The sequence below is a fragment of the Streptomyces sp. Z423-1 genome, assembly GCF_013009255.1.
GTDB classification, from domain to species: Bacteria; Actinomycetota; Actinomycetes; order Streptomycetales; family Streptomycetaceae; genus Streptomyces; species Streptomyces gossypiisoli.
Map to the genome: position 1 here is coordinate 5,495,791 of NZ_CP053109.1, position 12,790 is coordinate 5,508,580.

At 70.4% G+C, this 12,790-nt stretch carries 10 protein-coding genes and 1 pseudogene; 6 read left to right on the forward strand and 5 right to left on the reverse strand.

Annotation, left to right across the window (positions count from 1 at the left end; genetic code table 11):
- Positions 1-52 precede the first annotated feature (52 nt).
- Positions 53-3,283: a S41 family peptidase gene (locus tag HJD23_RS24660; protein ID WP_171116679.1), complete on the reverse strand. Its 3,231-nt coding sequence runs from the start codon at positions 3,281-3,283 to the stop codon at positions 53-55.
- 189 nt (positions 3,284-3,472) lie between these two features.
- On the opposite strand from HJD23_RS24660, the gene HJD23_RS24665 reads away from it, so the two are divergent.
- On the forward strand, positions 3,473-4,072 hold the full coding sequence (locus HJD23_RS24665) for a TetR/AcrR family transcriptional regulator (protein ID WP_171116681.1): 600 nt from the start codon (positions 3,473-3,475) through the stop codon (positions 4,070-4,072).
- 127 nt (positions 4,073-4,199) lie between these two features.
- A complete protein-coding gene (locus tag HJD23_RS24670; RefSeq protein WP_171134075.1) occupies positions 4,200-6,404 on the forward strand; it encodes an MMPL family transporter in 2,205 nt (734 codons plus the stop codon).
- A gap of 100 nt (positions 6,405-6,504) precedes the next feature.
- On the opposite strand, the gene HJD23_RS44080 is transcribed toward HJD23_RS24670, so the two are convergent.
- On the reverse strand, positions 6,505-6,717 hold the full coding sequence (locus HJD23_RS44080) for a type II toxin-antitoxin system RelE/ParE family toxin (RefSeq protein ID WP_346770342.1): 213 nt from the start codon (positions 6,715-6,717) through the stop codon (positions 6,505-6,507).
- A 112-nt stretch (positions 6,718-6,829) separates the two neighbouring features.
- Here HJD23_RS44080 and HJD23_RS24680 point away from each other — a divergent pair.
- A pseudogene (locus HJD23_RS24680) lies at positions 6,830-8,244 on the forward strand (family 2B encapsulin nanocompartment shell protein).
- Here HJD23_RS24680 and HJD23_RS44085 read toward each other — a convergent pair.
- Entirely contained in the window at positions 8,222-8,431 is a 210-nt protein-coding gene (locus HJD23_RS44085; protein WP_232107735.1) for a hypothetical protein, read from the reverse strand. The pseudogene HJD23_RS24680 and the gene HJD23_RS44085 sit on opposite strands and share 23 nt — an antisense overlap.
- Here HJD23_RS44085 and HJD23_RS24685 point away from each other — a divergent pair.
- The 3 genes from HJD23_RS24685 to HJD23_RS24695 all read left to right on the forward strand — a co-directional run bounded on the left by HJD23_RS24685 (position 8,427) and on the right by HJD23_RS24695 (position 11,121).
- Positions 8,427-9,611 (forward strand): family 2 encapsulin nanocompartment cargo protein terpene cyclase, encoded by a 1,185-nt coding sequence (locus HJD23_RS24685; RefSeq protein WP_277347810.1) that lies wholly within the window; start codon positions 8,427-8,429, stop codon positions 9,609-9,611. The two genes, HJD23_RS44085 and HJD23_RS24685, sit on opposite strands and share 5 nt — an antisense overlap.
- 33 nt (positions 9,612-9,644) lie before the next feature.
- Entirely contained in the window at positions 9,645-10,517 is an 873-nt protein-coding gene (locus HJD23_RS24690) for a geranyl diphosphate 2-C-methyltransferase (protein ID WP_232107734.1), read from the forward strand.
- A 106-nt stretch (positions 10,518-10,623) separates the two neighbouring features.
- A complete protein-coding gene (locus HJD23_RS24695) occupies positions 10,624-11,121 on the forward strand; it encodes a YbaK/EbsC family protein (protein WP_171116685.1) in 498 nt (165 codons plus the stop codon).
- Positions 11,122-11,477: 356 nt separating this feature from the next.
- Here HJD23_RS24695 and HJD23_RS24700 read toward each other — a convergent pair whose 3' ends face one another.
- Positions 11,478-12,161 carry a maleylpyruvate isomerase N-terminal domain-containing protein gene (locus HJD23_RS24700; protein WP_171116687.1) on the reverse strand — a complete coding sequence of 228 codons (684 nt, stop codon included), beginning with the start codon at positions 12,159-12,161 and terminating at the stop codon, positions 11,478-11,480.
- A gap of 76 nt (positions 12,162-12,237) precedes the next feature.
- A complete protein-coding gene (locus HJD23_RS24705) occupies positions 12,238-12,672 on the reverse strand; it encodes a hypothetical protein (protein ID WP_171116689.1) in 435 nt (144 codons plus the stop codon).
- Between the last annotated feature and the right edge of the window lie 118 nt (positions 12,673-12,790).

The following is a 12,790-nucleotide window of genomic DNA, read 5'->3' on the forward strand; positions in this document are numbered from 1 at the left end:
CAGGGTGCCCTTCTTCGGAGGGTGCCCTGCGTTCATGTTTTTCGGGTGCGGGTCACGTCCTCGGTGGGAGCTTCGGCCTCGACCTGTCCGGTACGTGGCTGTAGTCCGGCGGCGCTGCCGCGGGCTCCGTCTCCAGGAGGTTCAGGGCCAGTTGGACCGCGTCGTCGAGTTGGGCGTAGCGGCCCTCCGCCCAGTCGAGGGGGGTGCGCAGGGCCTCCACGTCGGGGGAGACGCCGTGGTTCTCCACGGACCAGCCGTACGCGTCGAACCAGGCCGCGTTCATCGGTACGGTGATGACCGTGCCGTCGCCCAGGCGGTGACGGCCCGTCATGCCGACGACGCCGCCCCAGGTGCGCTGGCCGACCACGGGGCCCAGTTTGAGGAGTTTGAAGGCGGCCGTGATCATGTCGCCGTCGGAGGACGTGGCCTCGTCCGCCAGCGCCACCACCGGGCCGCGTGGCGCGTTCGAGGTGTACGACACCGGCTGGGCGTTGCGCGTGAGGTCCCAGCCCAGGATCGTGCGGGTCAGCTTCTCGATGACCAGTTCGCTGATGTGGCCGCCCGCGTTGCCGCGTACGTCCACGATCAGTGCGGGCCGGGACACTTCCATGCGCAGGTCGCGGTTGAACTGGGCCCAGCCGGAGCCGCCCATGTCGGGGATGTGCAGATAGCCGCAGCGGCCGCCGCTCAACTTCCGTACCACCGCCCGGCGTTTGGCGACCCAGTCCTGGTAGCGCAGCGGGCGTTCGTCGACGAGCGGGACGACGGCGACGCGGCGGGAGCGGCCCTCCCCTTCGGACGGGGTGAACGTCAGCTCCACCGTCGTACCGCCCGCGCCCGCGAGGAGTGGGTAGGGGCCGGTCACCGGGTCGACCGGGCGGCCGTCCACGTGGGTCAGGATCGCGCCCTCGCGGATGCCCGAACCGGCCAGCGGGGAGCGGGCCTTGGAGTCGGAGGACTCGCCGGGGAGGATGCGCTTGACCATCCACCCGCCCTCGCGGTGGACGAAGTTGGCGCCGAGCAGGCCCTGCCGGCGCTGGTAGTGGGCCGGGCCCTCGTTGCGGCGGGCGGCGGAGACGTAGGCGTGGGAGGTGCCCAGTTCGCCCAGCACCTCGCGCAGCAGGTCGGCGAACTCGTCCGGCGAGGCGACCCGGTCGACCAGCGGCCGGTACTGGTCGAGCACCGCGTCCCAGTCGATGCCGCACATCCCCGGCTCCCAGAAGTAGGCGCGGATGAGCCGCCCGGCCTCCTCGTACGCCTGGCGCCACTCGGCCCCCGGGTCGACCTCGTGCATGATGCGACGTACGTCGATCCAGGTCGTGGTGTCGCTGTCGCCGACCTCGGTGGACGGCGCCGCGCGCAGCTCACCCTCGTCGAGCAGGACCAGGCGCGTGCCGTCGCCGCTGACCGAGAACCAGTCGAGGCGGGAGACCAGTTCGGACTTCTTCGCCTTGGCGAGGTTGAAGTGCTCCAGGGTCGGCCGCTCGCTCGGGTCGTCCGGGTTGGCGAACGTCTCGCCCAGGGCGCCCGAGATCGGCCACCGCAACCAGACCAGCCCGCCGCCCGCGACCGGGGACATCCCCGAGTACTTGGAGGCGGCGACCGGGAAGGGCGTGACCCGGCTCTCCAGGCCCTCGACCTCGACGGTCACCGCACCGCCCTCGCCCGGCTCCTCCTCGTCCAACGGGTCAAGGCCGCCGGCGGCCGGGCGGCCCTCCGGGTTCAGCGCGAAGGGGGACGGGGTGGCCGAGGACAGCGGGACCAGGTACGGGCGGCAGCCCAGCGGGAAGGACAGGTCGCCGGTGTGGACGTCGTACACCGGGTCGAAGCCGCGCCAGGAGAGGAAGGCGAGATAGCGGCCGTCGCTGGTGAAGACCGGGTTCTCGTCCTCGAAGCGGCCGTTGGTGACGTCGACGATGTAACGGTCCTTGATCCGGGCCAGTTTGATCTGCCGCAGCGTCCGGCCGATGCCCGGATGCGACCACGCCAGCCAGGAACCGTCCGGTGCGAAGGCGAGGTCCCGCACCGGCCCGTTGATCGACCGGATCAGCTCGGTCACCTCGCCGTTCGACTCCTCGGTCGCGTCGACCAGCAGCAGCCGTCCGTCGTGCGCGGCGACGGCGAGCCGCTCGCCGTCCGGGTCGGAGACCATCTCCAGCACCCGGCCCAGCTCGCCCCGGGCCAGCCGTCGCGGCTCGCGGTCGCCGGTGGCGCGCGGCAGATAGGCGAACTCGATGGCGTCCTCGCCCTCCGCGTCCGTCACATATGCGAGCCGACCGCCCGAGCCGAGCATCTCCGGCAGCCGGACCCGTACGCCCGGAGTGTCGGTGATGGTGCGGGCGGGACCGTCGCGATGCGTGAGCCAGTACAGACTCCCGCGGACGACGACCGCGCTCGCCCGCCCGGTCTCGTCGACCGAGATGCCGTTCACGTGGTGGGCGGCGGGCACCTGGTAGGTACGGCGTCCCGCGCGCGGACCGCTCAGGCGCACGTCGAGTCGGCGGGGCGCCGAGTCCGCGGCGAGGTCGTCGACGAGCCACAGGTCCCCGGCGCACTGGTACACCACCCGCGTGCCGTCGCTGGATGCGTGCCGGGCGTAGAAGGCGTCGTGGTCGGTGTGCCGGCGCAGGTCGGAGCCGTCGTAGGCGCAGGAGTAGAGGTTGCCGACGCTCTCGTGGTCGGAGAGGAAGGCGATCCGCCCGCCGACGAACATCGGGGAGTGCAGATGGCCGTCGAGGTCGGCGAGCAGCCGCTTGCCGTGCAGCCAGAGGCGGCCCGTGGCGCCGCCGCGGTAGCGCTTCCAGGAGGCCGGTTCGTGGGGCGGGGTGCCGGTGAGGAGGAGGGTGCGGTGTCCGTCCTCGATGTCGGCGACCTGGATCTCCGCGACCGGGCCCCAGGGCAGCTTGCGGCCCGGGTCGCCGTCGGTGGAGATCTTGTAGGCCCATGTGTAGTGCGAGAACGGCTCGCCGTGCGAGGCGACGGCGAGGATGTCGCCGTCCGGGGTCCAGCCGCACACCTGGGTGTCGGAGCTGCCCCAGTAACTGAGGCGGCGACCGGTGCCGCCCTCCACCGGCACCAGGAACACCTCCGGGTCGAGGCTGCGCCAGCTCGTGTACGCGATTCGGCGGCCGTCGGGGGAGAAGCGCGGGTGGCCGACCTTGGTGCGGTCGACAGTGAGCCGCCAGGCGCGGCCCGGGCCGTCGAGGGGGGCGAGCCAGAGGTCGTCCTCGGCGACGAAGCACAGCAGGTCACCGCTGAGGTGGGGCAGACGCAGATAGGTCACCTTCCCATGCTTCGCCCGGGGGACGGACCAGAGCAAGTCGTGCAAAACGCCGCTCGGGAATGCCTGGTGGGCGGCACGTGACCCGGGACACGTACGAAACGGTTTCGTTTCTCAGGCCCCTGCGCTACATTCGTCGTGTACGAGACCGTGTCGTACAGAGATGGCGACTGAGCAGGAAGGGTGAGTCACGTGGCTGAGACAGCAACGGCGCGTCGCAGTCGCATCACACCCGAGCGTGCGGCCGAGTTGTACGAGGCTGTGCTCGACCTGCTCCGGGAAGTCGGCTACGACGCCCTCACCATGGACGCCGTGGCCGCCCGCACCAAGTCCAGCAAGGCCACGCTCTACCGCCAGTGGGGCGGCAAGGCCGAGCTGGTGGCCAGGGCGATCCGGCACAGCAAGCCGGGCAGCATCACCGATGTCGACACCGGGTCCCTGCGGGGCGACTTCCACGCCCTGATGGCCCGCGAGGACGACTACACCATGGAGCAGAACGCCGCGCTGATGCGGGCTCTGGCCATGGCGGCGCACACCAACCCGGATCTCATGAGGGCGTTCAGGGAACTGCTCGTGGAGCCGGAGACGCAGGAGCTGCGCAAGCTGATCCAGCGGGCGGTCGACCGGGGCGAGGTCCGGGCGGACAACCCGGCGCTGAACTACGTCGTGCACATGATGCTCGGCGCGTTCGCCACCCGTGCGCTGATCGAGGATCTGCCGCCGACGAAGGCCTTCCTCACCTCGTACATCGACGCCGTGGTCCTCCCCGCCCTCGGCGTGCCCACCACCTGAGCACCCTCTCAGCCACTACCAGTACCTGACGCGACCGCTCACGTCGTCGGGCCGATCACCGCTGCCTCCCCGCCGGGTGATCACCCCTGCCCTGCAACACCCACGACCTGACCGGGAGTACGCCCTCGTGGCCACGTTCCTCTACAAACTCGGCCGGCTCGCCTTCCGGCGACGGCATTTCGTCGCCCTGATCTGGGTGGCGCTGCTGACCCTCGCCGGTGTCGGCGCGGCCAGCGCGCCCGCCCCCGGCACCACGTCCTTCTCGATCCCCGGCACCGAGGCCCAGAAGGCCTTCGATCTGCTGGAGGAACGATTCCCCGGTATGAGCGCCGACGGAGCGACCGCCCGGGTCGTCTTCAAGGCGCCGGCCGGCGAGAAGATGACCGACGCCGACCACAAGTCGACCGTCGAGGAGACCGTCCAGGAGCTGTCCGACGGTTCCGAGGTCGCCTCCGTCGCCGACCCGTACGCCGCGAAGGCCGTCAGCGAGGACGGCACCATCGCATACGCGCAGGTCAGGTACGACGTCCCCGGCATGGAGCTGGCGGACTCGTCCCGGGAGGCACTGGAGGAGGCCGCGCAGGAGGCGCGGGACGCCGGGCTGACCGTGGAGGTCGGCGGTGACGCGCTCCAGGCGACGCCGGAGACCGGCACCACGGAGATCATCGGCATCGCGGTGGCCGCGGTCGTCCTCGTCATCACCTTCGGCTCGCTGCTCGCGGCCGGACTCCCGCTGCTGACGGCCATCATCGGCGTCGGCATCGGCGTCGCGTCGATCACGGCCCTCGCCGGCACCCTGGACCTGGGCTCGACGACCTCCACCCTGGCCACGATGATCGGCCTCGCGGTCGGCATCGACTACGCGCTGTTCATCGTCTCCCGCTACCGCGCGGAGCTGGCCGAGGGCCGGGAGCGCGAGGAGGCGGCCGGCCGGGCGGTCGGCACGGCGGGCTCGGCGGTGGTCTTCGCGGGCCTGACGGTCGTGATCGCGCTGGTCGGCCTGTCGGTCGTGAACATCCCGATGCTGACGAAGATGGGCATCGCGGCGGCGGGCACGGTGGCCATCGCCGTCCTGATCGCGCTGACGATGATTCCGGCGCTGCTCGGTTACGCGGGCCGGAAGGTGCGCCCGGCGGGCGAGAAGAGCAAGCTGCTGGGCGGCAACCGGTCCAAGGCCGCGGACAAGCCGAACCTGGGCACGCGCTGGGCGAGCTTCGTGGTACGCCGTCCGGTCGCCGTCCTCCTGCTGGGCGTACTCGGCCTCGGCGCGGCGGCCGTCCCGGCGGCGTCCCTCGAACTGGGCCTGCCCGACGACGGCTCCCAGCCGACGTCGACGACCCAGCGGCGGGCGTACGACCTGCTCTCCGAGGGCTTCGGCCCCGGCTTCAACGGCCCGCTGATGGTCGTGGTCGACGCCAAGTCGAGCGACGACCCCGAGGCCGCCTTCGACGAGGTGGCCGACGAGATCAAGGGCCTCGACAACGTCGTGACGGTGACGCCGCCGACGCCCAACAAGGCCGGCGACACGGCGACGATCACCGTGATCCCCGACTCCAAGCCGTCGTCGGTGACGACCGAGGACCTGGTGCACTCCATCCGGGACACCGGCGCGCAGGTCAAGGCCGACACGGACGCGGAGGTGCTGGTCACCGGCGCGACGGCGATGAACATCGACGTGTCGGAGAAACTGAACGACGCGCTGGTCCCGTACCTGATCCTGGTGGTCGGCCTGGCGTTCCTGCTCCTCATCGTGGTCTTCCGCTCGATCCTGGTCCCGCTGAAGGCGGCGCTCGGCTTCCTGCTGAGCGTGATGGCGGCGCTGGGCGCGGTGGTCGCGGTCTTCCAGTGGGGCTGGCTCGCGGGACTCATGGGCGTCGAGGAGACCGGTCCGGTGATGTCGATGATGCCGATCTTCATGGTCGGCGTGGTCTTCGGCCTGGCGATGGACTACGAGGTGTTCCTCGTGACGCGGATGCGGGAGGCGTACGTCCATGGGGAGCGGCCCAGTCAGGCGATCGTGACGGGCTTCCGGCACGGCGCGCGGGTCGTGACGGCAGCGGCGGTCATCATGATGGCGGTCTTCGCGGGCTTCATCGGCTCCAGCGAGTCGATGGTCAAGATGATCGGCTTCGGCCTCGCGATCGCGGTCTTCTTCGACGCGTTCGTCGTCCGCATGGCGATCGTCCCCGCGGTCCTGGCGCTGCTCGGCAAGCAGGCCTGGTGGCTCCCGAAGTGGCTGGACCGCGCGCTGCCCAACGTCGATGTGGAGGGCGAGGGCCTGCGCACGCAGACGGACCGCGGCCAGGAGGACCGGGAGCTGGTACGCGTCTGACGCGACGGCTCCCTTGAGAGCAGCCGGTGAGGGCACCGTGGGGACGGGGCTTGCCCTCACCGGCTTTTCCGGTGAATCCAGTGGGTTCCGCAGACTGGCGTCAGGTGCCGTAGACCACCAGTTCTCCGTTGTCGATCGTGTAGATGATGCGGTAATCGCCGACGCGGAGTCGACACCGGTCCGGCGTCACCCGTTCGATCACTTTCTGTGACTGTCGGGAGTTGCTCGATCTGGCCGTTGGCGTCACCTCTTCGTTGACCTGGCGCATCGTCGAACAGCAGTTTTCCTTCGTGGGGGAGCGTGAGGGGCGCATTTGGTCGATGTCCGAACACCTCTGTGCGCCCACCGAATCAATTACTCACAGTGATTGATGTCCTGGTAGGCCTGTGCGCGGAACGTAACCGTGACACAGGAAGAGGTGTGAGATGTCGGTCGAGACGAGTGCGCCCCCCGCGCCGACCGAGGAGGAGCGGCAGAGCCTCGGTACCGAGGCGGCCAGGAATCTGGCGACCACGACGAAGTCCGAGCCGCAGATGCAGGGCATCAGCTCGCGCTGGCTGACCCGGATGCTGCCGTGGGTGAACGTGCCGGGCGCGACCTACCGGGTCAACCGCCGCCTCGCCTACACGCTCGGCGACGGACGGGTGTCGTTCGTGAAGACCGGTGCGAAGGTCCAGGTCGTGCCGGAGGAACTGGGCGAGCTGCCGCCGCTGCGCGGCTTCACGGACGGCGACGCGCTCGGCGCGCTCGCGGAGAAGTTCGTGCAGAAGGAGTTCGAGCCCGGCCAGGTCATCGTGGCGGAGGGCCGGAAGGCGGACCACGTCTACCTGGTCGCGCACGGCAAGGTGGAGCGGATCGGCGAGGGCCCGTACGGCGACGAGGTGGTCCTCGGGCTGATGGCCGACGGCGACGCCTTCGGCGGCCACGTCCTCGCCGACCCGGGCAAGAAGTGGGAGTTCACGGCGCGTGCGGCCACGCCCACCACGTTGCTCGCGCTGCCGCTGACCGCGTACAAGGCGGTCGCGGACCGGCACGAGAAGCTGCGCGAGCATGTGCGGCTGATCAGCTCCGACGGTCACAAGAAGCTGAACAAGTCCGGCGAGGCGGAGATCAGCCTGAGCTCGGGCCACGTCGGTGAGGCGCCCCTGCCGCAGACCTTCGCCGACTACGAACTCAGCCCCGTGAATACGAGTTGAGCGTGGCGCAGACCGTGCTGCGGGTGCACAGCCGGGTCACCGACCTCTACAACGAGCCGATGAACCAGACGCAGCAGCAGTTGCGCCTGACGATCGAGGCGCTGCGCGAGCGGCAGGAGTACGAGCTGGTCAACAACAGGGACTTCGGCATGCTCCACAACGCCGACTTCGACCAGCGGATCTCCACGTTCTCCGGGCCGCCGTCGCCGGACGACCTCGACGAGCTGCTGAGCATGCGGCGCAAGACCCGCTGCATGTTCGCCCACCCCAAGGCGATCGCCGCGTTCGGCCGTGAGTGCAACAAGCGGGGCATCTACTTCGGCGGCGTGGAGGTGCACGGCAACATGCTGCCCGCGTGGCGCGGGGTGCCGCTGCTGCCGTGCAGCAAGATCCCGGTCAGCAAGCAGGGCACCTCGTCGATCATCGCGATGCGTACCGGCGAGGACGACCAGGGCGTGATCGGCCTCTACCAGACGGGAATCCCGGACGAGGTCGAGCCCGGCCTGAACGTACGGTTCATGGGCATCAGTGAGAAGGCGATCATCTCCTACCTGGTCAGCACCTACTACTCGGCGGCGGTGCTGGTGCCGGACGCGCTCGGCATCCTGGAGAACGTCCAGGTCACCCGCACGAACGGGAGCTGACGCGCGTGTCGTTGATCTCCCGGGCCGTCGCGCCCGCGGCGGACCACGACGTGGCGGGACTGGTGCGGGCGCTGCTGACGGCGCGGGCGTCGGCGTCACCACGGCTGCCGGACGCGCCGAAGGCGACGGGCGGGCCACGCCTGCCGTCCGCCCCGACGGGGCTGGGCACCTCGGCGGCGCGGATCACCGTACCCGCAACGGCACCGGCACGGGCAACTGCACCGGCACCCGCACCAGCACCAGCACCAGCACCACAGCCCACCGCACCGGCACCCGCACCACCACAGCTCACCGCACCACCCGCGCCAGTGCGCCCCCCGGCCCTCCGGCTGCCCACCGGCCCCACCGGTCCGGGCACCTCGGCCGCCCACCTGCGCACCGCTCCGCCACCCCGCCGGGAGCCGACCCCGGCGGACCCGGTGCGGGGGCTGTACTGCCCGCCTGCCGTCCGCGACGACCCCGCCCTGGGCGAGACCGTCAACGAGCGGCTGGTCGAGTGGGCCGAGGAGGTCGGGATCTATCCCGGCCAGCTCGACCGGGTCCGCAACGCCGGGTTCGGACGGCTCATCATGCTCGCCCACCCCGAGTCGGACGACCCCGACCGGCTGCTCGCGGCCGCCAGGTGCGCGCTCGCCGAGTGGGCCGTCGACGACCACTACGTCGACGGCGAGGCCGAGGAGGCCCGGCACGACCTGCTGGGCCAGCGCCTGGCGATCGCGCACTCCGTGATCGACCAGGCCCACCTCCCGCTCGCCTACGCACCCCGGCTGGAGCAGGTGGTGCGGGCGGATCCGGTGATGCGTGCGCTGCGCTCCGGCCTCGCCGGTCTCACCCCGTACGCCACCACCACCCAGGTGCGGCGGCTCCGCCACGAACTGGCCATCATGTTCGTCGCCTACGGCCAGGAAGGTGTCTGGCACACCGCACAACAGAGGCCGCCCGTCTGGGAGTTCCTGATGCACCGGCACGAGAACAGCTTCGTGCCGTGCATGGTGCTCGTCGACGCCGTCGCGGGCTACGAGGTCCCGATGGCCGAGTTCTCCGATCCCCGGGTGCGCAGGGCGTTCACCATGGCCGGCTCGGCGAGCGTGATCGTCAACGACCTCTACTCCATGGGCAAGGAGGACCCGACGGACTTCAGCCTGCCCCGGCTGATCGCCGCCGAGGACGACTGCTCCCTGGAAGAGGCCGTCGACCGCACCGTCGAGATCCACAACGAACTGATGCACACCTTCGAGAGCGAGGCCGCGGCCCTCGCCGCCACCGGCTCCCCCGAGTTGCGCCGCTTCCTGGCCGGTACCTGGGCCTGGCTGGGCGGCAGCCGCGAGTGGCACGCCGGCAGCGCCCGCTACCACGGCGCCGCCTGAACTCCCTACCTCCCCTACCTGAGAAGGATCCCCATGGCCAAGTCCTCCCAGATGGAAGACCTCGCGATGCGCGACGTGCTGCGCACGGACTACCAGAAGTCGGTCGCCGCGTACTGGAACAGCGAGAAGGACCCCGTCAATCTGCGCCTCGGCGAGGTCGACGGCCTCTTCCACCACCACTACGGCCTCGGCGACTACGACCCGTCCGTCCTGGCTGCCCCCGCCGAGACCCGCGACCAGCGGATCATCGAGGAACTGCACCGCCTGGAGACCGCCCAGGCCGACGTCCTCCTCGACCACCTCGGCGAGATCGGTCCCGAGGACCGGCTGCTCGACGCCGGTTCCGGCCGCGGCGGCACCAGCATCATGGCCAACGCCCGCTTCGGCTGCCATGTGGACGGCGTGACCATCTCCGAGCAGCAGGTCGCCTTCGCCAACGACCAGGCCGCCCAGCGGGGCGTGGCCGACAAGGTCCGCTTCCACTTCCGGAACATGCTCGACACCCGTCTCGACACCGGCTCCCGCCGGGCGATCTGGACCAACGAGACGACCATGTACGTCGACCTGCGCGAACTCTTCGCCGAGTTCGCACGCCTGCTGCAGTACGGCGGCCGCTACGTCTGCATCACCGGCTGCTCCAACGACGTCACCGGTCTGCGCTCCAAGGCCGTCAGCCGCATCGACGAGCACTACACCTGCAACATCCACCCGCGCAGCGAGTACTTCAGGGCGCTCGCCGCCAACAACCTCGTCCCCATCAAGGTGGTCGACCTGACCGCGGACACGATTCCGTACTGGGAACTGCGCGCCAAGTCCTCCGTGGCCACCGGCATCGAGGAGCCCTTCCTCACGGCCTACAAGGAAGGCAGCTTCCACTACCTGATGATCGTCGCCGACCGCATCTGAACCCCGCGCCCCGGCCCGGCGGCTGCCGCGGCCGGGCCGGGGAAGGGGCGCGCAGCGGTCGAAACCCGGTCGCATGTGCCGTCCACGGGCCGCTAGCGTGCCGTTCATGACCACTTCGGACGCAGGAGCTCATCCACGGTTCGCCGAGGCTCTGGACGCGCTCGGGCTCAGCGAGCTGCGCGGACGGATCCGCCGGTTCCCCGACGCCACCCGTACCGCCGCCGAGGCCGCCGCCGCCATCGGGTGCGAGCTCAGTCAGATCTGCAAGTCGCTCGTCTTCGCCGCCGACGGGGTGCCCGTGCTGGTGTTGATGGACGGGGCGTCCAGAGTCGACGTGGAACTCGTGCGGCAGGAACTCGGTGCCGGGAAGGTCACCCGGCCCCGCGCCGACGTCGTACGGGAGACGACCGGGTACGCCATCGGCGGGGTGCCGCCGTTCGGGCATCGGAGCAGGACGCGGGTGCTCGCGGACCGGTCGCTGCTGGACCACGACGTGGTGTGGGCGGCGGCCGGGACGCCGTACACCGTCTTCCCGATGGCACCCAAGGACCTGATCGCCCACGCCGGTGGCACCCTGGTGGACGTCCGCGAGCGCGCCGCGTGACCCCGCTGGTCACATCGGCCGTCCTGCTCGCCGCCGTCACGCACGCCGAGCTCGTCGGCGACTAAAAGCCAAGCCCGGGAAGTTAGGCCGGTGAGCGTGGTGTCAAGCGGTTCGGCGAAGTCTGGGTAGGCGAACGGGGCTCCGCGTAGGACGGAAGTCGACCAAGACACCGTTCCTGTAGGAGCCCCGTTGCATGTTCGGTCCGGCATGCCCGCCGTCGGCCGAAGTGCCTTTGCTGCCGGGCATCTTGGAGAGCTGACGCAGGTCACCACCCCGCACCTGGTGGACGAGGTACTCGCGGCGACCACCCCACGCCTCATGCCGCCGTCAGCTGACCCGGTAGGGTCACGGTGCCCTCACCCCAGCGTGAGCCAGCGGATCCCCAGTCGGTTGACGTCCAATGCTTCCTCCTCGGTGATCGGCTCGCGGCCCGTCGCCTTGCGCAGGAAGCGAAGCCGACCCCAGCCCAGCTTCTCCACTGCCGTCGCTCCGTCCGGGCCGAGGAGAAGATCCTGCACCAGATCCGCAGCCGAGGGAGTCAGCCATGGTTCGCGCCCCAGGGCGTCGGCCAGGTCCAGGCCGTGCACGGCGACCTCGACCACGCGCGTCAGCAGGAACTCCGACAGGAGCATCGCATCGCCGTGCCGGGTGCGAACCACGCGCCCTTCGGGTTCGCTCCGGCACAGCCGGTCCACCTGTTGCCATGTGGCGTTGAAGTCGTCGGCGAGCGCGGCGCCGTTGAGCTGTGTGGCCGCGTGGTCTTGGGCCAGGGCGATCCGGGCTGCGTTGGTGTCAGGAGCGAAACGATCGTCGGGCCGGTAGTACTCCACTGCCGACACCTCGGCACGGGGCGGAGCAGGCGCGGCCAGCATGCTCGGCAGCCGGGCGATCGCCACCCGGATGTGAGCCAGCAAGTCGCTCACATTCCACGGCACGCACCTCGTCGGCAGACTCCATTCGGCAGCCGAGACCCCGGTCATGGCCTGCGCAAGCCGGCTCGCCTCCAGACGCAACGCTTCAACCACTCGCTCCTGGTCCATACCGATCAAGCTACCGGCCGGAACTCGTGCAGTGGCAGATGCCGTCTGCTGGATGAACACCGGTCGTGGACTGGCCTCACGCCTCGGCGACAGCGGCCAAAAAGGCGTACTGCTGCTCGCGGGCCGCAGTTGGGGTGCATGCGCCGGTCTGGACCCCGAACGTGGCATTTCGGGCTTCGGCTGCGAGACCGAGGATGTAGTCGTCGCGCGTCGTCAGTCTCAGCCGGTTCATGGCGTGGCTCACCCGCGAGCGGGCGGCCCAGCTCTCGCGCATGGCGTCCTCCCGCTGCTCGGCTGTGGTCTCGGCCTGCGTCTCCAGGCGGGTCTCCCAGTAGAGCCGTTCTCTGTAGTCCGTCAACGCGTCCGCCAGCCCGGCCGCGGCGTCACGGAGTCGTTCCATCCGGGCCGCCTGCTCGGCCCGACCGGAGATCCAGCGCTGCAATAGCCCCGTCGTGAGCGCTCCTAACAGGGTTCCGGTCACCGCGACCACGCTCGCCCACACGCCGCTCACGAGTCCCCCTTCGCCTTCACGCACTCAGGGAGGCACCCTATATGCGCGCTTCGGGGCGGCGCGGATCGTGGCCGCGGGGCTGTTGCTGGTAGGGATCGGGCTCATGCTTGGCGGAACG

Coding starts and splice junctions, on each gene's coding strand:
- HJD23_RS44080 (WP_346770342.1), bottom strand. CDS start 6,717: ATGCGCCCCTCACGCTCCCCCACGAAGGAAAACTGCTGTTCGACGATG.
- HJD23_RS24690 (WP_232107734.1), top strand. CDS start 9,645: ATGGCCAAGTCCTCCCAGATGGAAGACCTCGCGATGCGCGACGTGCTG.
- HJD23_RS24695 (WP_171116685.1), top strand. CDS start 10,624: ATGACCACTTCGGACGCAGGAGCTCATCCACGGTTCGCCGAGGCTCTG.
- HJD23_RS24700 (WP_171116687.1), bottom strand. CDS start 12,161: ATGGACCAGGAGCGAGTGGTTGAAGCGTTGCGTCTGGAGGCGAGCCGG.